This is a genomic window from Bifidobacterium sp. SKU (assembly GCF_026016405.1).
In the GTDB taxonomy this organism is placed as follows: domain Bacteria; phylum Actinomycetota; class Actinomycetes; order Actinomycetales; family Bifidobacteriaceae; genus Bifidobacterium; species Bifidobacterium bifidum.
In genome coordinates, this window is sequence record NZ_CP092890.1 from 1,960,064 (window position 1) to 1,981,423 (window position 21,360).

At 66.3% G+C, this 21,360-nt stretch carries 9 protein-coding genes and 2 pseudogenes; 3 read left to right on the plus strand and 8 right to left on the minus strand.

The genetic code is table 11. The annotated features are described in order from the left end of the window. Nucleotides 1–345: 345 nt before the first annotated feature. From MMB49_RS08395 to MMB49_RS08405, 4 genes and pseudogenes are all read right to left on the minus strand, one after another. A pseudogene (locus MMB49_RS08395) lies at nucleotides 346–7,011 on the minus strand (acyltransferase domain-containing protein); the annotation flags it as partial. 144 nt (nucleotides 7,012–7,155) lie between these two features. Then, a pseudogene (locus MMB49_RS09690) lies at nucleotides 7,156–9,747 on the minus strand (fatty acid synthase subunit beta domain-containing protein); the annotation flags it as partial. A 103-nt stretch (nucleotides 9,748–9,850) separates the two neighbouring features. After that, nucleotides 9,851–11,485, minus strand: coding sequence for an acyl-CoA carboxylase subunit beta (locus MMB49_RS08400; RefSeq protein WP_013390270.1), 1,635 nt, complete (start codon nucleotides 11,483–11,485; stop codon nucleotides 9,851–9,853). Beyond that, nucleotides 11,485–13,395 (minus strand): biotin carboxylase N-terminal domain-containing protein, encoded by a 1,911-nt coding sequence (locus MMB49_RS08405; RefSeq protein ID WP_047270974.1) that lies wholly within the window; start codon nucleotides 13,393–13,395, stop codon nucleotides 11,485–11,487. The genes MMB49_RS08400 and MMB49_RS08405 overlap by 1 nt, the downstream gene beginning before the upstream one ends. Before the next feature lie 246 nt (nucleotides 13,396–13,641). Here MMB49_RS08405 and MMB49_RS08410 point away from each other — a divergent pair, with 246 nt between their 5' ends. Next, nucleotides 13,642–14,223 carry a biotin transporter BioY gene (locus MMB49_RS08410; RefSeq protein ID WP_003817773.1) on the plus strand — a complete coding sequence of 194 codons (582 nt, stop codon included), beginning with the start codon at nucleotides 13,642–13,644 and terminating at the stop codon, nucleotides 14,221–14,223. 178 nt (nucleotides 14,224–14,401) lie between these two features. Here MMB49_RS08410 and MMB49_RS08415 read toward each other — a convergent pair whose 3' ends face one another. Then, the gene (locus MMB49_RS08415) at nucleotides 14,402–15,244 is read right to left on the minus strand and encodes a biotin--[acetyl-CoA-carboxylase] ligase (protein ID WP_165755188.1); all 843 of its coding nucleotides are present in this window, start codon (nucleotides 15,242–15,244) and stop codon (nucleotides 14,402–14,404) included. 124 nt (nucleotides 15,245–15,368) lie between these two features. On the opposite strand from MMB49_RS08415, the gene MMB49_RS08420 reads away from it, so the two are divergent. Together MMB49_RS08420 and MMB49_RS08425 are read left to right on the plus strand one after the other, a co-directional pair. After that, the gene (locus tag MMB49_RS08420; protein ID WP_047270978.1) at nucleotides 15,369–17,489 is read left to right on the plus strand and encodes a DUF6020 family protein; all 2,121 of its coding nucleotides are present in this window, start codon (nucleotides 15,369–15,371) and stop codon (nucleotides 17,487–17,489) included. A gap of 30 nt (nucleotides 17,490–17,519) precedes the next feature. After that, on the plus strand, nucleotides 17,520–18,338 hold the full coding sequence (locus MMB49_RS08425) for a PucR family transcriptional regulator (RefSeq protein ID WP_003814340.1): 819 nt from the start codon (nucleotides 17,520–17,522) through the stop codon (nucleotides 18,336–18,338). A 166-nt stretch (nucleotides 18,339–18,504) separates the two neighbouring features. Here the strand turns inward: MMB49_RS08425 and nucS are convergent, their stop codons facing one another. The 3 genes from nucS to atpD all read right to left on the minus strand — a co-directional run bounded on the left by nucS (nucleotide 18,505) and on the right by atpD (nucleotide 21,357). After that, complete coding sequence (nucS, locus tag MMB49_RS08430; protein ID WP_047270981.1) at nucleotides 18,505–19,206, minus strand: endonuclease NucS; 702 nt, start codon at nucleotides 19,204–19,206, stop codon at nucleotides 18,505–18,507. A gap of 364 nt (nucleotides 19,207–19,570) precedes the next feature. Further along, the gene (locus MMB49_RS08435; RefSeq protein WP_003817785.1) at nucleotides 19,571–19,873 is read right to left on the minus strand and encodes a F0F1 ATP synthase subunit epsilon; all 303 of its coding nucleotides are present in this window, start codon (nucleotides 19,871–19,873) and stop codon (nucleotides 19,571–19,573) included. Then, on the minus strand, nucleotides 19,873–21,357 hold the full coding sequence (atpD, locus tag MMB49_RS08440) for a F0F1 ATP synthase subunit beta (RefSeq protein ID WP_003814333.1): 1,485 nt from the start codon (nucleotides 21,355–21,357) through the stop codon (nucleotides 19,873–19,875). The genes MMB49_RS08435 and atpD overlap by 1 nt, the downstream gene beginning before the upstream one ends. Nucleotides 21,358–21,360 lie beyond the last annotated feature (3 nt).

A 21,360-nucleotide genomic window follows, 5' to 3' on the forward strand; every position in this document is an offset into this window, starting at 1 on the left:
CAGTGTATGACGGGTCCGGGCCGCTTTGCGTCCTTAAGTGCGCGCCGAAACGACAAGTGTGCGCACTTAAGGACGCAAATGGGCTGGTTTGCGTCGCTATGTGCGCGGACACGTCGTTTCGGCGCGCACTTACGAACGCAAAATGGGCCCACACGCGGAAACGTGCGGGCCCATCATTCAGCAGTCAGACGTGACTCGGCAGATCAGGCCTCGAAGAAGCCGGACTGACCGAGGCGGGCGTCAGGCTGAGCCGTCAAACGGGGAGTCCAGTGAACTCCCCGTAGGCGAAGCGAGCGGGCGCGCTACCTGCGCCCGCGAGGGAATCCTGACGAACGACTCGGCAGATCAGGCTTCGAAGAAGCCGGACTGACCGAGGCGGGCGTCAGGATTCAACAGCATGGCCTTTTCGACTTCGTGGCCGTTGTAACGATTGCCGTCGGCGAGCTTGGTGCCGTCCTCGCGGAAGCGACGGTTGTCGATCGGCTCGTAGAGCGCCGCGCGACCCATCATGCCTTCCTCAAGGTGACGCTGGCCGGCAGCCAGACGGGCGTTCGCACGCTCGCGCCAGGCGTTCAGTGCGTCCTCACCCGCGGTGTGTGCCACGGCCGCCTCGAAGGCGCCCGGGTTCACGATCGCGGCGAAACCGCTCACGTGGCCGAAGCCGAGCGAGGTGGCGAGGCCGGCCTTGACGCGGCCGACGTGCAGCGGCTTGGTGAGCCACACCATGTGGTCGTCGCGCTCCAGCTTCGGGTCCACGCAGTCGAGCGAGGCGTTGGCCGGGATCACGCCGGACTTGAACAGCTGCGTCAGGCCGTTGACCTGGAAGATGCAGGCGCCGCCCTTCGCGTGGCCGGTGAGCGTCTTCTGGGAGATCACGAACAGCGGGTTGCCGTTCGTGCGGCCGATGGCGTGCGCCAGCGTGTTGTGCAGCTCGGACTCGTTCGGGTCGTTCGCGTTGGTGGACGTGTCGTGCTTGGAGACCACGGCGATGTCGTCGGGGGTGACGCCGAGCGCGGCCAGATCGTGCACGAGCTTCGAGTCGCGGCCGCCGAGGCCAGCCGCCAGGGCGCCGAGGCCCGGGGCCGGGATCGAGGTGTGCGCGCCATCCGCGTACGAGTGGATGAAGCCGACTACGCCGGCGACCGGCAGACCCATGCGAAGCGCGATGTCACCGCGCGTCAGCAGGATCGTGCCGCCGCCCTGGGACTCCAGGAAGCCGCCGCGGCGACGGTCGTTCGCACGCGAGAAGAAGCGCGCGTCGATGCCCTTCGCGTACATCTCCTCCGAGTTGGCGGTGGCGTTCATGTTGCCGAAGCCGATCACGGATTCCACGCCGATATCGTCAATCGCGCCGGTGACCACGAAGTCGGCCTTGCCGAGGGCGATCTTGTCGGCGCCCTCCTCCAGCGACACCGCGGCGGTGGCGCAGGCGGAGACCGGCTGGATCATGTTGCCGTAGCCGCCGACGTAGGACTGCATCACATGCGCGGCCACCACGTTCGGCAGGGCCTCCTGCAGGATATCGGTCGGGATCTCATGGTTGAGGAAGCGGTCAAGGTACAGCTTGCGCATCGACATCATGCCGCCGAAGCCGGTTCCCTGCGTGCTCGCCACCATCGAAGGATGGATGGCCTGCAGCACCTCGGTCGGCGTGAAGCCGGCGGACAGGTAGGCGTCCACGGTGGTGACGATGTTCCACAGCGCGATCTTGTCGACGTCGCCGACCATCGAGGCCGGGATGCCCCACTTGAGCGGGTCGAAGCCCTTCGGGAACTGGCCGCCGACCGTGCGCGTCATCGTGGCGCGACGCGGCACGCGAATCATCGAACCGGCGTGACGGGTGACGTTCCATTCGCCCGACTCCGGGTCGGCCGCGATGGAGGTGTGCGCCTCGTCCATCTTGACGTATTCCTTGGCAATGTCCTCGGTGGGCACGGAGAAGGTGACGTCGTGGTCGAGGAAGACCTCGGTCTCCTCTTCGTCGGCGCCGTCCTTGTAGTCGTTGCCCATGCCTTCATCGAACGGACGGATGCCGGAGCGGGCCACGACCTCGTCATGGTAGCGCTCGGCGATGTCCTCTTCGGGCACGAGGTTGCCGTCGGTGTCGTACCAACCCGGCTTCGGACTGTCCTGCCATTCGACCAGACCCATGTTCCACGCGAGTTCGAGCACCGCGCCGGCGGACAGGTCGACGCTGCCGTCGGAGTGGATTCCGAGCTCCGCCTCGAAGCGGGTGCGGCCGGAGCCCCACGGGCCCAGCTCGCCGATGGAGACGATGACGATCTCGTCCTCGGGCTTGGCGGTGACGTTCTGCCAGTCGGCCAGGTCGACCGGCGCCTGCTGCGGCACGTGCGGGCTGGGCAGCGCCTTGATGCTCAGGCCGGATGCGGCGGTCTTCGCGGAGGTGGAGTCGTCGTCCGACTGCTGTGCGGAGGCCGCGTCCTTCTCTGCGTCGGCCATCGCCTCGGCGCGCAGCGCCTTGATATCGATCGGGGCGTTGCCGAGCCCGCCGGTCAGGTCCACGTCAAGCGGATGCTCGACTGCTTCCGCGCGGGATTCCGCGGTGCACAGGTCGAGCAGCTTCACGGCGATCTGTTCGGTGGAGTACGTGTGGATGCCGTGGCGTTCGACGACCTCGACCAGCGGGTCGTTGCCGCCCATCAGGCCGGTGCCGCGCACCCAGCCAATCTTCGGGTGGGCGAAAGTGACACGGGACGACCATACCTTTTCGGCATGGGCGCGGTTGACGATCGCGTCAAACGCGCTCTTGACCTCGCCGTACGCGCCGTCGCCGCCGAAGATGCCGCGGTTCGGGGAGCCGGGCAGCACCACATGCAGCTTGTGCTGCACGTCGGTGTCGGCGCCGATGGCGGATAGGCCGGCGATCGCGCGTTCCACGCCCCACAGCATCAGTCGTGCCTGGGACTCGAACAGTTCGCCGGAGTCGGTCAACGTGCCATGCACCGGCGGGGCGGCGAACGGGAAGAACAGCGTCGGCTCGTATGCGGGCTTCAGGATCGTGGTGGTCGCGCCGGAGGTCTTCTTCTGCACGTTGCCGATCCACTGGACCAGTTCGTCCACGTCGCGGTAGCTGGACAGGTTCGCGGGAACCAGCCACAGCTTGGCGCCGCCCACCGCGTGCTCGCGGTAGGTTTGCTTCGCCCACGCCTTGACGGACGGACGGAAGCTGTGCGAGGTGGCGATGACGGTCGCGCCGCCGGCCAGCAGGCCGTTGACGACCTGCGCGGCGATCGAGTTCGGAGCCACGCCGGTCACCACTGCGATGTCGTTCGCGAAGCGGGATGCGTCAGGCACGTCGGCGACCGATTCGAGGGCCTCGGTGGCGATGCGGTCGAAGGTGTCGGCGAGCCGTCCATGGCTCTTGGACGCGAACCACTTGGCCTGGTCGGCGACGTCCTTGCCGGCGCCGACAAAGCTCAGGGACTCGACAGACTGGTCGCCGTTGTAGAACAGGCGAGCCAGGTCTTCGCGCGCGGATGCCCAGCGGTCATCGAAGAGGATGGCCTTGCGGGAGTCGAAGCGCGGCTCGACCTGCTTGGGCCAGTCGGAGCCGAGCTCGGCGTCGACGGCGGCCACGACGGCCGCGTTCTCGTCCTCGCCGGGTTCGGCGGCCGGAGCCGTCACGCCCAGTTCGTTGAGCACGTAACGGGCGGTGGAGGCGAGCACGCCGTTGGCACCGGTGACCTTCTCCGCGAAGGCGTCGAGCGCCGCGGAATCCACCACGGCACCGCCGGCTGAGCCGCCGGCGCTCGGCTTGGAGACAGCCACGCCCTTGGTCTGCCCGACCAGGGCCACCGCATCGTCGATGAGCTGATCGGCAGCGGCCGCATTGGCGGCGGCGCCGGTGGGCAGCTTGGCCAGATCACCGCCACGCGAGCTGGCACCCTCGCGGGTGTCGAGCAGCAGGGTCGCGGTCACGGCGGCAACCCAGCCTTCGCCGAGCTGCCACACGTTGGTCACGCGTTCGCGGATGTGCGCGGGCTTGACGCCGGCGGCACCGAACAGCGCGCGCAGGCGGTCACGGATCGCATCAGACAGTACCGGGCCGAACGCCTTGTAGTTCGGGGCGACCTTGTTGACGAGCTGTGCAAGCTGGGTGAGCGTCGCCTCTGCGGCGCCATCCACACTGGCCACACCCAGCTCGGAGCTGATATCCATCAGCAGCTGGTTGCGGCGGGACGACACGCCATTGGTCAGCGTGTCGGTCGTGTCGTTCGCGCCGATTTGGTCGAGGCGGATCTTTGTGGAGTAAGCCATGAGCACACCGATGGCGTCGGACGCTTTGAACGGCAGGTCGTCGACCGGGCCGCTGACGGCGGAACCGAGTTCGGCGACGGCGGAACCGACCTGAGCGGCGGACGGCGCGGCGACGACTGCCGGAGCCGCGGCGGGCGCGGCGGCAGCGGGCGCAGCCGGAGCCGGAGCAGCAGCGGGCGCCGCGGTCTCGGTCTCCTCCGGCTCATCGTCCGGCACCAGTGAATCAGAGTCGGTCATGTACACACGGCCCTCATCGCGGCCGACGTTGTACACGGTCACGTCACAACCCGAGAAATCGGGCAGTCGCAGCGTCTTGGAGCCGAGATTGGCGAGCGTCGGCGAGTTGCCGAGACCGCCCTCCACGTACTCCTCCACGCCGAGACCACCGCGGTTGGCGGGGTTGAACAGCAGCGCCTGGGTCTCGATCCAGCGCACGGGGGACGCGAACTGCCACGACAGCAGTTCGGTGAGCAGCAGACGGCCGAGCTTCTGGTCGTCGGCGGCGTAGGAGTCCCACACTGCCGGGTCGTCCAGAGCGGCCTTGATGCGCTCGGACGGCACGACTTCGAGGATCTTGGCGGCGAATTCCTTCGTCATCTCGAACGGGGACGCCACCAGGTTCGGGATGTAGCGGTCGACCAGACGGCCACGGTAGTCGATGTACTGCGGCAGCAGCGCGTCGAGTTTGTCGCGGAACTCCGGCACGCCCTTGCGAAGCAGCGTGGAGTGGAACGGCACGTCGATGCCCGGCACCAGCATGAACGGCGGCTTGCCGCCATATTCCTTGGCGCGGCGGGACGCGTCGGCCTGCAGGTACTTCAGGCCGGCGATCGTGCCGGCGATCGCGTACTGCTGGCCGGCGAGGTTGTAGTTCACGATCTCCAGAAACTCGCCGGACGCCTTGGCGACGGACTCGACGTATTCCTTGACGTGCGCGTCGTTGACGCCGAACTGGTTCGGACGCAGCGCGCCCATGCGGTAGTTCGAGCGGCCCTGGGCGTCGCGCTCGATCAGGTGGTGCATGGTGGAGCCGCGGTGGAACACCAGTTCCAGCTCGGTCTCCAGCGGGATGATGTCGGCGAACGCGGACAGCGCGTTGTACTCGCCGAGCGAGTGGCCCGCGAAGTACGCCGGCCAGATGTCGGAGCCGGCCTCGCGCAGACGCGCGGTCTGGGCGTAGGCCACCGTGGCGAGCGCCACCTGCGTGAACTGGGTGAGGTTGAGCAGGCCGTCCGGGTGACGGTAGGTCACGCCGTTGGCGGTGAGCTCCTTCGGGTTGTCGCGCACGACCGCGAGGATCGAGAAGCCCAGCTTGGAGCGGGTCAGCTTGTCGGCGCGCTCCCACACGCTGCGGGCGGCGGGCGACTTGGCACGCTCGTCAAGCACCATGCCCTGTTTCTGGATGCCCTGGCCGGGGTAGACGAACGCGGACTTCGGCGCGCGGACCAGCGCAGTGCCGCGCGAGACCAGCTGACCGTCGATGCGGCAGGTCACTTCGAATGCCATGCCGCCGTGCTCGACCTTGCCGACGCGCTCGATGGAGATCTCCACCTTGTCGTCGAGCTGCACCATGCCGTACATGTTGTAGGTCCAGCCTGCGATCTCGTAGTGAGCACCCTTGTCGTCCAGCGCCTGGACGGCGTGCTGGGCGGTGGCGGACAGCCACATGCCGTGCACCAGCGGGGCGGCGAGCCCAGAGATGCGGGCGCCGCGCGTGGAGGTGTGGATCGGATTGAAGTCGCCGGAGGTACGCGCGAATGCAGTCATGTCATCGGGTGCGGTGACGGTGACGCGGCGCAGCAGACGGCGAGGCGTGGCCTGCACCGTGGCTGCGGCGGAGTCGTCCTCCTGCTTGGCTTCGAGGGCGCCACCGTATTCGGGGGCGTCGGCCGGCAGCGCGTCGGAGTAGACGCGGCCGCGAATGGCGAAGCGCTCGGTCTCGCGGGCGAGCACGGTGCCGTTGGCGGCGGTGTGCAGCACGTGGATGGTCACGACGCGGCCGGATGCGGACTCGAAGTAGTTCTCGGCCCAGCTGGTGAGCGTGATGGTCTCGTCGACGTGCTTCAGCAGCTCGTCCTCGGTCTCCTCAAGCTCGATGAGGTGGTCGAGATGCACCGCGTTGAGCAGTCCCTCGATGACCGGGTAGCCCTTGACGTACACGGAGCCGAGCGCCGCGTAGATCGCCGGCCATGCCGGGCCGACCAGCGCGTCGGGGGCGATGCGCGAGGGCGCGAGGTCCTGCGGCAGCGCGCCGCCGGTGGCCGCCTCGTGGTCGTAGCCGAGGTTGGCGGACAGCGTGTAGGTGGCCGACGCGGTGCCGAACGGGTAGGCGGCCTTGTCGCCGGACGGGGTGATCTTCGGCATGTCGGTCAGCTTGTCGCCGGTGATGGCGGTGTTGCCGATGCCTGCGGTGGCGGCGAGCATCGCGTAGACGTTGCCGACCAGGCGCTCGCGGTTGACGACCGGCAGCAGGCCGGTTTCGGTGCCGCGCAGCGTCAACGGGATGACGATGTCGCGCACGGCGTGCTTGGAGACGCCACCGTCCGGATCGTTGTCCCAGTACGTGTCGAGATGGATGTCGAGGTCGTATTCCTCGCCCTGCTCGGAAGCGCCGCGGTCGATGATCTCATAGTTGGCGTCGCCGACCTGCGTGCCGTACGCCGGGTTCGTGGTCAGGTGGCCGACCCAGGAGATGTTCGGGCAGGTACGGATGAACGCTTCGGCGCTCTCGGCGCCGCCGAGCTCGCTGTAGGCGTCGGTGGAGGCACCGGACTGCAGTTCGCGGGTGCGCTCCAGGGCCGCGGCCTCGAAACGGCCGAGGATGTGGGCGACGGGCTCGTCGACGGTGGTGATGCCGGCCACGGAGATCGGGCCGGGAATCACGCGCACGGAATCGGCGGAATAGCGGGCGTCCTCGGACTGCCACAGCTGATCCTGGCCCCACCGGCGCAGCAGGTCATTGTCGATGACCGGCACGAACGGCATGGGCTTGGGATATTCGCTCACGAGTACCGGGAACCAAGCCACATCGGCCGGGGTCACGTGGATTTCGGCAACCTGCGGGTAGGCGGCTTCCAGCTTGGCGATGGCGGCCTTCGGATCGGAGGCGACATCGTCCACGCCGGCGAACAGCGAGGTGAACTCGCCGGATTCCTGACCGCACACACGGGCTTCGATGCGCTGCAGCAGGTGCAGGAAGCGCAGCGAATACGTCGGGTCGACCACGGGGAACACCAAGTCGACGAAACGCTCGGCCCACTCGACGTAGGTCATCGAGGCGAGGTCGCCGAAGTACGGCTTGGCGGTGGCGTCGAGCGCCTTGATGATCTCGTCGCGGCGGCTTTCCAGCTCTTCGGGGTGCTTCATGACGCGCACCAGCAGACGGCCGCAGGCGGCGGAGGCGTTCTCGACCTCGTAGATGTCGGCGTGAAGGTGGCTCAGGCCGGAGGAGACTCCGCCAACCGACTTGCCGGACGGCACCCACTTCTCGCCGGCGGGCGCGAACGGGTCGGCGTCGGCCGACGTGTCGGTGATGCCGGGCGTCTTGACGAGCAGCTGCTTGACCGCGGGGCTGGTATGGGCCTCCTTGGCGGTCATGACGGCGGTGCCGATGAGCACGCCGTCGACCGGCATGTCGGGCAGGTCGTAGGCGCGCGCCCACTGGCCGGAGATGTAGTCGGCCGCGCGCTCCGGCGTACCGATGCCGCCGCCGGCGACCAGCACGAGGTTGCTGCATGCGCGCACCTCGGCGTATGTGGAGGTCAGCAGGTCGTCCAGCGACTCCCAGGAGTGGTGGCCGCCGGCCGAACCGCCTTCGACCTGCATCAGGATCGTCGTGGGGGCCACGGCCTTGGCAATCGCCACGACCTGGCGGATCTGCGCGACGGTGCCGGGCTTGAAGCCGACGTAGGGCAGGCCGTCCGCCTGCAGGGAGGCGACGAGCGCCTTGGCCTCGTCGAGCTCGGGGATGCCGGCCGAGACGATCACGCCGTCGATCGGCGTGCCGGACGCGCGCTTCTTCGGCACGATGCCGGAGGGGCCGAACTGCAGGTTCCAAAGGTAGCGATCCATGAACATCGCGTTGAATTCGACCGTGCGGCCTTCTTCGAGCAGGTTCTCCAGCTCGGCGACATGACGGTCGAACACGTCGGCGGTCACCTGGCCGCCGCCGCCGATCTCGGCCCAATAGCCGGCGTTCGCGGCCGCGGCCACGATCTCGGGATCCACGGTGGTCGGGGTCATGCCGGGCAGCAGCACCGGCGGTTTGCCGGTCAGGTCGGTGAACTTGGTGCGGATCTTGTCGCCGGCGGGAGTGTGCAACACCTTCGGCGCGAACGTCTTCCAGTTCTGGGTGCGGACGGGCTCGTCCTCCATGGTGGACAGCGCGGAACGCTCAGCCATCGTGGCGGCTTCGACCACGCCGACGCCAGTGCCCTGGATCAGGTTGCCGATGAGCTTGCCGAGCGTGTTGCCCGGGCCGAAGTCGACGATCCACAGCTTGGACGGATCACAGGATTCCAGCATCGCCTTGACGCGGGCCGCCCAATCGACGTGGTTGAGCAGCACTTCGGCGGCCAGCTCGCGCGTACGGGTCTCCTTGAAGCCGCAGACGTGCGCCCAGGCCACGGCCTGCTCGACGGCATCGGCCATCAGCGGCGAGTGGAACGGCAGCGTGACCTCCAGGTATTCGAGGACGGGCCCGAACACCGCGCCGCCGCGGATCTTCTCGTCACGCAGTGTCTGCTGGCGCTTGTGCTCCTTGCCGGCCTCGACCTCGAAGGCGGCAAGGTCCTCCGGGTAGCCGGAGAGCACGTGGTTGTTGCTGGAGTTGGTGACGGCGATGCTGATCGGGCCGCGCGGGTTCGGCACGCGGGATGCGAGCACCTCGACCTGGCGCTTGGTGGCGCCGCGCACAGACAGCATCGGAGTGGCGCCGGCGTGCTGCGCGGTGAGCGCGAGCTCGCGCGCCTTGCGGGTGCCGGCCACGCCGATCAGCTCGGCGATGGCCAGGATCTCGTCGATCTGCTGGCCCGCGGCCTCGATGGAGCCGGCCTTGCGGATGACGTTGACCATGTGCGCGCCGAGCACGCCCTGCGAATGGCCGAGCACGGCGACGGGGGCGGTGTTCGCCACGTCAAGGCCGAGACCGGCGGCGTCGATCAGCGCGCCGAGCTGGGTGAGCGCAATGCCTTCGACGCTGACGGTCGCCGCGGCGGCGGCACCGAGCCGTGCCGGGTTCGGCTTGAAGCCGAACAGGTCGACGGCGCGTCCGGTGGTGGCGAGCAGGTCGGCGGCCACGGGGGCGAGCATCGTGTTCGCCGCGGCGACATGGCCGCGCAGCGTGGCTTCGAGCGCCGGATCATTGGTCAGGTCAGCGAGCGCAACCGGCCAGGGTGTGGACTGTCCGCCGAAAGCGAGCGCATGAGGTTCGCCGTTGAGCCGACTGAGAAAGAAATTGGGGTCTGACATGGGTTGGTGTTCCTTCTTTTATTTGGACATTGTGCGGAGCCGCCGTTGCCGGTATCGGCTCAAAATCTGTTGTGCCGCGGCGTGGCCGCCGCGGCGGGATGGACTACAGCGGCTGGTTGCCGTGATGCTTGGTGGTGCGGCGCACGCGCTTCTTGTCAGCGAGCAGTCGCAGCGATTCGGCGATGGCCTGACGGGTCTGCTCGGGATCGATCATCGCGTCGATCTCGCCCATTTCGAGCGACAGGTTCGCGTTGACGGTGGTGCGCTCGTATTCGGCGGCGAGCTTGGCCCGCAGCGCGTCGACGTCCTCGCCGGCCTCCTTGGCCTTGACGAAGTCCTTGCGGTGGATGATGTTCACCGCGCCGGTGGCGCCGAGCACCGCGATCTGCGAGCTGGGCCACGCGAAGTTCATGTCCGCGCCGATCGCCTTGGATCCCATCACGATGTACGCGCCGCCGAACGCCTTGCGCAGCACGACGGTGACCATCGGCACCTGCGCGTTCGCGTAAGCGTAGATCACCTTGGCGCCGCGGCGGATGATGCCGGCGTGCTCCTGATCGGCGCCCGGCTTGTATCCGGGGGTGTCCACGAGCGTGATGACCGGCAGGTTGAACGAGTCGCACAGACGCACGAACCGCGCCACCTTTTCGGAGGCGTCCACGTCGAGGATGCCGGCGCGAACGTTCGGCTGGTTGGCGACCACGCCGATCGGCCGGCCGTCGATGCAGGCGAATCCGACGACGGCGGACGTGGCGAACAGCTCGTGCACCTGCACGAATTCGCCGTAGTCGACGATGCAGCGGATCACGTCGAGCACGTCATACGGCTGGCGGTCGTTGTCCGGCACGATGTCGGTAAGGCGTTTCGCGGTCTCGCGGTCCGCGCGAGTCGCCGCATAGGCGTACATCGGGGGCTGGGCGTCGCTGTTCGACGGCAGGTAGGCGAGCACCGTGCGCGCGTAGTCGATCGCGTCGGCCTCGTCCTCGCCGAGGTAGTGCGCCACGCCGGATTTCGTGCTGTGCACGAGTCCGCCGCCGAGGTCGTTCATGCTGATCGTCTCACCGGTGGCCGCCTTGACGACGTCCGGGCCGGTGACGAACATGTCGGAGTTCTCCTTGGTCATGACGATCAGGTCGGTCAGCGCCGGGCAGTACACGGCGCCGCCGGCGCACGGACCCAGAATCAGCGAGATCTGCGGGACGAAGCCGCTGGCGTCGCAGGTCTTGCGGAAGATGTGGCCGTACTGCGTCAGCGCGGCGACGCCTTCCTGGATGCGGGCGCCGCCGGAGTCGACGATCGCGACGATCGGCACCTTCAGGTCCAGCGCCATGTCCATCAGGTGGCAGATCTTCTCGCCTTCGGCACGACCCAGCGTGCCTCCCCTGACGGAGAAGTCCTGCGCGTAGACGGCGATCTTGCGGCCGTACACGTCACCGAATCCGGTGATGACGGCCGAACCGGCCTTGCCGCCGTTGATGTCGCCGCCGCGGAACCGGCCGATCTCCTCGAATGAGCCGGTGTCGAGCAGCAGTCCGAGCCGCTCGCGGGCGGTCATCTTGCCCTTGGCGTGCTGGCGGGTGCGCGCGTTGGATTCAGCGTCACGCGCGAGTTCCGCCGCGCGTACCACCGCTGCGCGGATCGGCTGCTCGCCCTGCGCCTGTGCGGCGCCGTCCGCCGAGACGTGCCCAGGTTGTTTCATGACCTGTTTCACGGCCGGCGAGTTCATGATATCGGTCATCACTTGCCCTCCTTGCCGCTCTTCGCGGTGCTTGCGGATTTGCCGCCGTCATCCACCGCGCCGGACTTGTCGCGCGCCTTGGCGCCGTCGACGTCCATCGCGACCAGCGTCTCGCCGGCCTCGACGCCGGTGGCGGGCGCGACGAAGATCTTCGCGACCGTGCCGTTGACCGGCGCGTACACGTAGTTCTCCATCTTCATCGACTCCAGCACCACCAGCAGGTCGCCCTTGGTGACGGACTGGCCTTCCGCGACGTTGATGCGCGTGACCACCGCCTGCATGGGCGAGGCGATGACGCCGGACTTGCCGTCGTTGTGCTCCTTCTTCTCCGCGATGGCGTGCAGCCCCTGGCCTCGCAGCGGCTGCGACGGGCGCTTGGCTCCGCGCGAGCGCCCCGCTCCCATGAGGTTGTTGACGATGTCGGTCGGCACGGTGAGCTTGACGCGGCGGTCGTCGACCTCGATGACGAAGCTCTCGCTCGTCGGGGCCTTCGCGCCGGCGTCCTGGCCTTCGCCGCTGAGCGACGCCGGCTGTCCCGAGCGCACGGTCTGCGGCTCATGGTTGAGGTACTTGCGCTCCAGCCACTTCGTGCTCACGTCGAAGAGATGACCATGCTCGGCGGTGAACTCATCGTCGTTGAAGATCTGCTTGAACAGGCTGGCCGGGGTCGGCACGCCCTCGATCACGAGTTCGTCGAGCGCGCGGCGCACGCGGGCGACAGCCGCCTCACGGCTCTGCGCGGTGATCACGACCTTGCCCATCATCGAATCGAACTTCGGCGAGACCGTGTCTCCCTGCTCCACGCCGGTATCGATGCGCAGGCCGGGGCCGGACGGCCAGACGATGCGCTCCAGCGTGCCGGAGGACGGCGTCAGGTTCGTCGCCGGATCCTCGCTGGTGATGCGCAGCTCGAAGCTGTGGCCGCGCGGCGCGGGGGCCGGTGTCAGGTGGCCGCCGTCGGCGATATCGATCTGCTCGCGCACCAGGTCGAGCCCGCACACCTCCTCGCTGACCGTGTGCTCGACCTGCAGACGCGGGTTGACCTCCAGGAAGTACACCTTTCGATGCGGGGTCACCATGAACTCGCACGTGCCCAGACCGATGTAGTCGACCTTGTTGAACAGGCTGCGCGAATACGTCTCCAGCTGGTTGATGACCTCGTCCGGCAGGAACGGAGCGGGGGCCTCCTCGACGAGCTTCTGGTTGCGCCGCTGCACAGAGCAGTCACGCGTCGAGTACACGGTGAAGTCGCCGAAACGGTCGCGGCCGCACTGGGTCTCCACGTGGCGGGCCTTGTCGATGAACTTCTCGATGAAGTACTCGTCCAGGTCGCCGCCCTGCATCGCGTCATGGTTCATGTAGAAGCGACGCATCTCGTCATCGTCGTGCACGACGGTGATGCCTCGGCCGCCACCGCCGTCGGTGCGCTTCATCATCACCGGGTAGCCGTACGTGTGCGAGAAGTCCAGCAGCGTGCGCAGCTCGCGCACCGGCTCGCTGATGCCCGGCACCGGCGGCACCTGCGCGGACTTCGCCACGCGACGCGCGGTGATCTTGTCGCCGAGGTCGATCAGCGCCTGCGGATGCGGTCCCACCCAGATCGCGCCCGCTTTCTCGACCTTGTCGGCGAAGCTCGGCACCTCGGAGAGGAATCCGTAGCCGGGGTGCACGGCGTTCGCGCCGGACCGGTGCAGGATGCCGATCAACAGGTCCTCGTTGAGGTATGTGCTCGCGTATGTGTCACCCGACAGCAGGTACGACTCGTCGGCCAGCTGGACGTACTGGGCGTTGCGGTCCTGTTCGGAGTACACCGCCACCGTGGAAATCCCCATCTCCCGGGCGGTTCTCACCACGCGCAGCGCGATCTCGCCGCGGTTGGCGACGAGTATTTTTTTGACGATATTTCCCATATATTCCACTATCGCCGTATGCGCGCGAGTGCGGAGTCAAGTTTTCGACAAAAACGGCGGCGATATTTTGTAGAGCGAAGACAAACGGCCACGTAAGTTCCGGCACCGTAACCGGCGAACATCCACAAAAGGCCGTCTCGACTTTTGTATGTTCCCGACAGGCCGTCTAAGGCGAGGGCTTTCTATCATTGGCGACAACGGGGGGACACTCGCCGTCCGTTCTTTCATCATCGAGAGGGGTTATTCATGTCCGAACGTACTGTTTCCACCGCCCAGCGCGGCCGTATGCTGGCTTCGACCATCGGCAAGCCGGTGCTGTTCGCCGTCCTCATGTGGCTCGCTTCGGCAGCTGGTGAGATTTCGATCCCTGGCACCCCGGTGCCGATCACGCTGCAGACCTTCGTCATGATGCTGGCAGGTCTGATGCTCAGCTGGCGTCAGGCAGGCAGCGCGGTGGCGCTGTATCTGGCCGCCGGCGCGGCCGGACTGCCGGTGTTCGCCGGCGGCGCCTCCACCGCCGCCCTGTTCGGCCCGAGCGCGGGCTTCCTGATCGGCTTCCTGCCGGCCGTAATCGTCACCGCCCTGCTGCGCGGCAAGGCGCGTCTTGACTCGGCTCCGCACGCCGCGCTGACCGCCGTCCGCTACTTCGGCGCCTCACTGGCCGGCAACCTGGTGGTGCTGTACCTGTTCGGCATCACGATTCAGTCCATGGTCATGCATGTTCCGTTCACGACCGTGGCGATTGCGTCGATGGGCTTCGTGATCGGCGATGTCATCAAGGCCGTCGTCGCGTCGCTCGCGGCGACCGGTCTGGCCAAGCTGTTCTGATTCGCGTCGCTGTTGTCGCAGCGAACGGTTCTCAATAGCGTTTGTGCGAGGATTTCTAACATTCCCGCACAAATGCTCACATGGAAGAAGCCCGGAATTCCGGGCTTCTTCCATATTTTTTGTTCATTTCGGACGGATGCAGGCTCACACCTTTCTTATTGAGAACCGTTCGCTGCGACTACAGCGGCAATACGCCGACGTCGGCCGTGTGCACGACATGGTTTTCGCCCGCATCGTCACGCACGCTCAGCGACGCGTCGGCGTTCAGCGCCGTCGCCGTACCGGTCAGCACCGAACCATCGGTGAAGCGCGCCTCAACACGACGTCCCAGCGTCCAGCACACGCGGGAGGTCTCCTCGCGCAGCCGCTCGGCGGCGGCATGCGGGTCTGCCACGAAACCGCTCAGTCGGGAACTCAGCGACCGCACGATATGCGCGGCGATCATATCACGCAGTGTCCGGGCATCGGGCAGCCCTTGCACATGCAGTTGCAGTGACGTGGACTGCTCCGTGGGCAACCGGTCGGCCGGTATCGCGAGGTTGATGCCGATGCCGATCACCAGCGCCGCGCTGTCATCGCGCCCGGGCAGCGGCACCATCTCGGTGAGGATGCCACCCAGCTTGCGTCCCTGGCAGAACAGGTCATTCGGCCACTTGAGCCGCAGACCGCAATCTTCACTGGCCACCCCACATTCGGCGAGCGCGCCCCGCAGCGCATCCAGCGCGGCAAACCCGGCGATCACCGTCAGCCAGCCGTTTACACTGCCGTCGGCGATCACGCCCGCCGGCAGCGTGGCGATGTACGAGCAGGTCATCGATTCGCCGGGAGCACTCACCCATGTGCGTTCCAGCCGGCCGCGGCCCGCGCTCTGCACATCAGTGGCCACCACGGCCACACCGGCACCCCCGTCGGCCGGAGGCGCCATGGTGCCGTCGCGCAGCATCTGCCGCGCCAGCGTATTGGTCGATGCGGTTTCCACCACCGCAATCACATTGTCAGCCACCTCGGTGGTGCGTGGCATGTTTGGAATGATTCCCCTTGTTGTTTCCGACATGCCTTCAGATTATGCCCGATATCGTCCTACGGCAAATGCCGGCAATGGCACGATCGCCGCCGTTCAAGGCGCATCGGTAGAATACCGTGACATGACCACAGCTCACATCACGGATCACTCCGCCGCCACCCCGGCCCGCGGCGGGCGCGGAGGCAGCGGCGGCAGGTCACGACGCGCCACCGGCACCGCCCTCGCGCGTCTCGCGGCCGTGGCGCGATGGACGCTGGCCGTCGCGGCCTGCCTGTGGATCGCCTTGTGCGTGGCGGTGGGGCCGCTCTACTGGGCAGACTCCTCGATCGCGGATTTCGGCGCGTTGAACTGGTTGTTTGCCGTTGTCGGATTCCTTGTGCCATTCGCCGCCGTGGTCGCGATGACTCGCTGGGCGAACGGCATACCGGTGTTCGGCTGGTCCAGCGGCAAGAACGGCCTGCATCCACGGCGCCTGATTCCGGCGGGCGCACGTCGCGCGGCCGCGCGGCTCCTGGCATCCGCTCCCGGCTCGTGGGTCAGCCGGACCGGACGGTTCCTCGCCCGGATATGCGTACGTGCCACCGACCGGTGGTGGAAAATCGCACTGATCCTGTTCATCGGCTGGCTTTGGGTGCCGACGACACTGCTGTCCGCGTTCGGCGCCGACATCCGCTCTCAGGCTCGCGAGTTCAGCTGGGCCTGGAACCAATGGACCGGCCTGGATCAGCCGTATATCGGATTCTTCTCATTCGTGCCGATGGACATCTATCCGACCGCGCACTACATATGGCCGTCGAATCCGACGTACCTGACCGATCAGCACAACATCGTGCTGACGGTACTGTATGGTGCCGTGCTGTCGGTCTCCCGGTATTTCACCGATTCCAACGACGTCGGATTCGTGGTGCTGTCATCCGCGCAGTTCCTGTTCGCCGCGTTCTGCTGCGCCGCCACCGCCAACCGGTTCCTCAACCTGCCGTGGCTGCCGCGCCGCGCCGGCATTGACTTCACGCATCCCGAACGCGGGCCGATGGCACTGGTCATGCTTGATTTCGCGCATCCGGAGCGCGGGTACGCCTCCCCCGGCTTCGCGGCGCGGGCATGTGCCGGGAACGGACGCCTGCCCGAAGGCGCCTCGGGATGGTTCTCGCGTCTGGTGATTATCCTGTTCTTCCTATGCTGTCCGCTCGCGGTGTTCTCGACGATCTCGCTGACGAAATCGCCTCTGTTCGCGTTCTCGTTCGTGTGGGCGTTCGGCGTGTGGTACGAGCTGTTCCGTACGTGGCGAGGCAAGGGCGACAAGGTGGTCAGGCTGCGCCGTCGCAGCCTTATCGCATTGATCCTGGCCTGCGTGGTGATGCTGGCGAGCGCGAAGTACGCTTGGTACATCATCGTGCTGCAGCTGATTCTTGCGCTGCTTTCCGACCATCGCCGCTGGAAGGCGTACGTCGTCGCGTTGCTGCTGCCGGTCATCGTGCTGCATGGCGGTGTCGTGATGCTGACCCGCACCGGTGCGATCATCAGCGGCGATCCGATCGAAAGCCACGGCGTCCAGCTGCAGCAGATCGCCCGCATCGTCAAGCGCAATCCGGGCAGCATACCGCAGTCCGCCAGGGAGGAGATCGCGCCGATCTTCAATCTCGATCAGATGGCCGACGCCTACCAGCCGCAGGATGCCGACCCGGTGAAGTCGTCCGGCATCCAGTCGAAGAAGGTGAGCTACCGCTGGCGGTCGGTCACGCAGGAGGACATGGCCCGGTTCAATAGCGCCTGGTGGCAGATCGTCAAGGCCGATCCCGTCACCGCCATCGACGCGCTGCTGGCGAAGTGCTTCGGCTATTTCAACCCGATGGATCAGCCGTACGTGTCGATGGATTACTACGTGAACAGCGATTATGTGACAGACCAGACCACGTGGATCAAATACTGGTGCAGCGAGTGGCGGCAGTCCATCGCCGAGGGCGCAAAGCAGTTCGGTGAGATTCCGGTGCTGGGATGGGTGGCTCACGGCAACCTGTATGTGATGATGACGCTGCTGATCGGCGCGGCCGAAGTGGTGCTTCGCCGGTGGCGCACACTGGTCATGCATCTGCCGCTGCTGCTGCTCATGGGCGTGATGATCACCGCGCCCGCGAACAATTTCGAGCGGCATATGCTGCCGGTGGCGTTCGTGTTCGGATTCGTGGTGCTCACGTTCTGGCGGGAGTCGCAGCGGGCGCGGCGCAACGCGGACATCCGGTGACGACTGGTGACGCTTGCAGACGGTTCGGCTATGCTGGACGGTATGACCGATTTCGACACGGAGCATGGTTCCGTTGACTTTCTTGACCTGCTGAGCAGTGGTTCCGCTCAGGATGACGCCGATTCCCGACTGGAATCGGTGGCGTTCGCGTGTCTGGTCAATGGGTTGGCGGATGAGCGTGCCGCGGCGATTCTGGGGATTCTTGATTTTTCGGATGATTTTCTGTGCTTTGCCATCGGTGGCAAGCCGTTGCACACGATGGCGGGCACAAGGGCCGCGATCCGCAGGACCGTGCATGATCTGGGCGGCGGACCGTGCGTGACGGGGACGACGAACGGTCTGTGCGTGGCGCTGATCATGCCGCGTGCGGCGGCGACGCCCGATGTGACGTGTACCAATACACTGTCGGCGTTCTCGACGAAGGCGCCGGTGTGCCTGGGACCTTTGCGCCGCGGTGTCGAGGGTGCCTGCCGCACGGTGCAGGCGGTCCGTTCGGCGATTGCGGCGGCTCCCGCATTGCCGCAGGTTCCGCGCCCGATGCGTGCCGATGACGTGCTTCCTGAGCGGGCGCTGCTGGGGGATCAGGATGCCGTGGACGAGCTGGTGAATACGGTATATGCCAGTCTGCAGACGGCGGGGCCGGACGATCCTACTTTGGAGACCGTGTCCACGTTCCTGCGCAACGGCGGCTCGTTGGAGACCACGGCCAAGGAATTGAGCGTACACCCGAACACGGTGCGGTACCGTTTGAAGCGGGCCGCCGAAACCACCGGCTGGGACGCCGCCGACGCGCGCGAGGCCTATGTGTTACGCACCGCCATCGCCCTGGGCCGCATGCATACCGCCTGAGCGCACCGCGACTGAGGAGCAACGCCGGCAACGCGCCACCACACAACACACCCCTGAACACGCCGCGATGCGCGCGGTACCAAGACGCACCGAAGGAAGCGGTACAAAGGTACCGCGACTGAGACGCAACGCAGGTAACGCACCATCGCGGTGTGTTCAGGCGTGTTCAGAAGAGGCGAAGGGAATCATCTTCCCTACCCTTCATCTCGTCATAATCGAGGATGAGGCATTCGAAACCGCGGTCCTGGGCGAGGACGCGGGCCTGAGGGGTGATGGTCTGGGCGGCGAAGATGCCGTGGACGGGGGCGAGGAGGGGGTCGCGGTTGAGGAGCTCGCAGTAGCGGGTGAGCTGCTCGACGCCGTCGATGCCGCCGTGGCGTTTGATCTCGATGGCGACGTGCTCACCGTCGGCGTTGAGGGCCATGATGTCGACGGGGCCGATGGCGGTGGGGTATTCGCGGCGGATGAGCTTGGAGCCGGGGCCGATGCGGTCGATCTGTTCGGAGAGATAACGCTGGAGGTGGTCTTCGACGCCGTCCTTGATGAGGCCTGGATCGATGCCGAGGTCATAGGTGGTGTCGGAGTAGACGTGGTACAGGGAGACTTCCAAGACGTCGCTGGTCTTGTCGGCGCAGACGCGAAGGATATGCTCGGGGGCAGGCCCGTCCGCGGCCTCAACAGAGTCCGGGGTGATGTCCTTCAAAGTGCAGGGCGCAGCCATCCAGTTGAGCGGCTTGCATGAGCCGAGTTCGGAGAAGATCAGCAGACTGTTGTCGGCCTTTATGAGCAGAACGCGCTTCGCGGGAGGAAGCGACGCACTGAGGCGACCGGAATATTCAGCAGAGCAATCAGCAACAATAACGCGCACGTCACACCAGTGTACAGTACGCGCGGAAGGGAGGGAGCGCCTCTCGGACCAGTAACAGGCACGAACCGTACGGCCGCGCCGACAGCGCGAGCGTATCGAACGCCAAAATACGGGTTGAAATCGCCGTTTTGAACAATTCCCCGTGTGAAATCGCCGTTTTTGGATCCTGAAACGGCGATTTCACACGGGGAATTGCGGATTTCGGCTATTTCAACCCGTATTTTGGTGGGAATGGTGGAGTGCGCCGGGCATTGACGTGGGGGATAACACCGAGTAGATAACGCAAAAAGGGCGCCGCCTGCGGGATGCAGACGACGCCCAGTGCGAGCTCTTCGGCACAGCCGCTGCCGTGCCGAAGAGCTCGCTATTCGATACCGGGTCCTTCAGTGCGGACCACATCACGGCCGCGTTCGACGGCAACCGTGAGCTTGTTGAAATCGAAGGAGATGAATCCGTCACTGACCTCGAACGCATGGCGCTCGCCTGCGGGATCCACGACCGAAACCGTGCCTCCCTTGATCACCGTGAGCACCGGCTCGTGGTCGGCCAGAATACCCATCTCGCCTTCGGAGGCGGGGATGGTGACGGACTTCGCCGTGCCGTGCCACACCGGGTGATCGGCGGCGACGATGTTGACCTGCATCAGGGCCTTTGACGATTCAGCCATCACTCACCAAGTTCCTTCTGCAGATCGTGCCACTTCTTTTCGAGGTCGTCGATGCCGCCGATGCCGGAGAACGCCTGCTCCGGGACGTCGTCGTAAACGCCGTCGCAGATGCGGGTGAAGGCCTCGATGGTCTCGTCGGCCGGCACGTAGGAGCCCGGACGACCGGTGAATTTCTCGGCCACGTAGAAGTTCTGGCCGAGGAACTGCTCGATGCGGCGGGCGCGGTTGACGGTGGTCTTGTCCTCTTCCGAAAGCTCGTCGATACCAATCAGGGCGATGATGTCCTGCAGCTCCTTGTTACGCTGCAGAATGGCCTTGACGCGGTTGGCGCAGTCGTAGTGGGCCTGGCCGACGTAACGCGGATCAAGGATTCGCGAGGTGGAGCTCAGCGGGTCGACGGCCGGGTAGATGCCCTTGGATGCGATGTCACGAGAAAGCTCGGTGGTCGCGTCCAGGTGGGCGAAGGTCGTCGCCGGGGCCGGGTCGGTGTAATCGTCGGCGGGCACGTAGATGGCCTGCAGCGAGGTGATGGAGTGGCCTCGGGTCGAGGTGATGCGCTCCTGGAGGGAGCCCATCTCGTCGGCCAGGTTCGGCTGGTAACCCACGGCGGAGGGCATGCGGCCCAGCAACGTGGAGACCTCGGAGCCGGCCTGCGTGAAGCGGAAGATGTTGTCGATGAACAACAGCACGTCCTGGTTCTGCACGTCGCGGAAGTACTCGGCCATGGTCAGTGCGGTCAGCGGGACGCGCAGACGGGTGCCCGGCTGCTCATCCATCTGGCCGAAGACCAGTGCGGTCTTCTCCAGAACGCCGGCCTCGCCCATCTCGCCGATGAGGTCGTTGCCCTCACGGGTACGCTCGCCGACGCCGGCGAACACGGACACGCCGCCGTGGTTCTGGGCGACGCGCTGGATCATCTCCTGGATCAGCACGGTCTTGCCGACGCCTGCACCACCGAACAGACCGATCTTGCCGCCCTGCACGTACGGGGTCAGCAGATCGATGACCTTGATGCCGGTTTCGAACATCTGGGTCTTGGACTCCAGCTGGTCGAATGCCGGCGGCTTGCGGTGGATGGGCCAGCGTTCGGTGACCTTGATGGTCTCGTCGGCCTTCTTGTTCAGCACGTGACCGGTCACGTCGAACACGTGGCCCAGGGTCACGTCGCCGACGGGCACGGAAATCGAGCTGCCTGTGTCGTGCACCGAAGCGCCGCGGACGAGGCCGTCGGTGGGCTTCAGGGCCACGGCGCGCACGGTGGAGTCGCCAAGGTGCTGCTCGACCTCAAGCGTGATCGTGTGCGCGGTCTCGCCTTCCTCGTGAGCGCCGGTGTTGGTCAGCTCGACGGTCAGGGCGTTGTAGATATCGGGCAGGTGGCCCACCGGGAATTCGACGTCGATAACCGAACCCTGGATACGCGTCACACGTCCATTGATCGGCTCTGCAGCCGTCTCGGGAGCCGCTGTGGTCTGATTGTCAGCCATATG

Bases quoted from the DNA above. Each gene is read 5' to 3' on its own strand.
- MMB49_RS08400 (WP_013390270.1), bottom strand. From the start codon at position 11,485: ATGACCGATATCATGAACTCGCCGGCCGTGAAACAGGTCATGAAACAA.
- MMB49_RS08405 (WP_047270974.1), bottom strand. From the start codon at position 13,395: ATGGGAAATATCGTCAAAAAAATACTCGTCGCCAACCGCGGCGAGATC.
- MMB49_RS08410 (WP_003817773.1), top strand. From the start codon at position 13,642: ATGTCCGAACGTACTGTTTCCACCGCCCAGCGCGGCCGTATGCTGGCT.
- MMB49_RS08415 (WP_165755188.1), bottom strand. From the start codon at position 15,244: ATGCCACGCACCACCGAGGTGGCTGACAATGTGATTGCGGTGGTGGAA.
- MMB49_RS08420 (WP_047270978.1), top strand. From the start codon at position 15,369: ATGACCACAGCTCACATCACGGATCACTCCGCCGCCACCCCGGCCCGC.
- MMB49_RS08425 (WP_003814340.1), top strand. From the start codon at position 17,520: ATGCTGGACGGTATGACCGATTTCGACACGGAGCATGGTTCCGTTGAC.
- MMB49_RS08435 (WP_003817785.1), bottom strand. From the start codon at position 19,873: ATGGCTGAATCGTCAAAGGCCCTGATGCAGGTCAACATCGTCGCCGCC.
- atpD (WP_003814333.1), bottom strand. From the start codon at position 21,357: ATGGCTGACAATCAGACCACAGCGGCTCCCGAGACGGCTGCAGAGCCG.